The sequence below is a fragment of the Actinobaculum sp. oral taxon 183 str. F0552 genome, assembly GCF_000466165.1.
Taxonomy (GTDB): Bacteria; Actinomycetota; Actinomycetes; order Actinomycetales; family Actinomycetaceae; genus Peptidiphaga.
The window spans coordinates 1-1231 of the sequence record NZ_KE951471.1; the positions used below are offsets into that span (position 1 = coordinate 1).

General features: G+C 76.4%; 2 protein-coding genes. One reads left to right on the plus strand and one right to left on the minus strand.

Annotation, left to right across the window (positions count from 1 at the left end; all coding sequences use genetic code 11):
* Window positions 1-192, plus strand: a 192-nt coding sequence (locus tag HMPREF0043_RS11790) for a hypothetical protein (protein WP_232206108.1), incomplete at its 5' end; no start/stop codon positions are given.
* Here the strand turns inward: HMPREF0043_RS11790 and HMPREF0043_RS08885 are convergent.
* A partial coding sequence (locus tag HMPREF0043_RS08885) for a cell division protein FtsQ/DivIB (protein WP_021602716.1) occupies window positions 182-1231 on the minus strand: 1050 nt, incomplete at its 5' end. The two genes, HMPREF0043_RS11790 and HMPREF0043_RS08885, sit on opposite strands and share 11 nt — an antisense overlap.

Below are 1231 nucleotides of genomic sequence, written 5' to 3' on the forward strand. Positions count from 1 at the left end.
GGCGCGGACGGCCGACGGGTCCCCTCCACGCCGGCCGGAGAGCGGCGTGGATCCCGCCGCAGTGACGCGGGACCGGAGGAGTCCTCGGCCGTCAACGACCTGCGGATGGGTCGGGGCCGGGCCCGAACGGCGGGCGGAGTGGGCGCGCAGGGGCCGGGCGCCGTGCCGGGCAGGGCCGCGGTCACTCCGTGACCGGGGCGTTGGGGGCCGAGACATCGTACTTCTTGGCTTCCTGTTTGAGCAGTATTCTCAGGACCGCGGCCTTGCGCTCGTTGTCCCTGGCCACTCCCCACACGACCGTGGCGCCGGATCGGAGGGTGAAGGACACCTGGTCGGTGCCGTCGATCGAGACGGTGTCGACTGCCTGCCGAATCGGCTGGTCGAGCACGGCGAGGACCGTCGCCATGGCCTTCGCGGCGCGGGCGGCGTCCGTCCCGCCGAGTCTGAGCTTGGGGAGCTTGGCCGTCGTCGCCTGCGGCAGGCTCAGGCGCACCCCTTCGGCGTCGACGGCCGTGCACCCCTGCGACGCCTGCAGGCAGGCCACCGGCGTGCGGGCGGTCACCCTCACCGACAGGCCGTGGGGGAACCTCCGGGAGACGTCGGCGCTCTTGACCTGTGGCACGGCCTTCTTGACCGCGGCTTCGGCGGCTCGCGCGTCCAGGCGGACGAGGGGCGTTCCGTCGAAGCCGTCGAGGGCCCTGCCGACGTCCTTCGACGGCACGGAGCCCGCCGCCTCCCCGCTGACCTCGACGTCTCCCGAGCGGAAGGCCAGGAAGGGGCTGAAGCCGACGACCCAGACGAGCAGGACCGCGACCGCGGCGCACGCCCCGGCGACGGACCAGCGCCGGGTGAGGATCCTCCTCCTCTCCGCGCGGCGCTCCCGGCGCCTGGCGGACAGCTCGGACGGCGCCGACTCCCGCCCGGGGATGCGAGCCCTGACGCGCTCGGCCCACGCGGGGCGCGTGGCCTCGACCTCCTCGACGACGAGCCCCGCCGGCCGCTCCCCTCGACCGGAAGGGGCCGCCGGCCCAGAGGGCGCGCTCGGCCGGACGGCCCCGCGGCCGGCCCCCTCCTCCCCTGCAGCCTTGCCGCGTCGGCGCGACGGGCCGCTGGCCGGCCTCTGTCCGCCCGCATCGCGCGGGCTCCCGCCGTTCGCGTCCCGAGGGTCTGCGTCGGCCGCTTCGCGCGGATTCGCACGGCCGGCCCCGCGCCGGGGCCCGCCCGCCTTGCA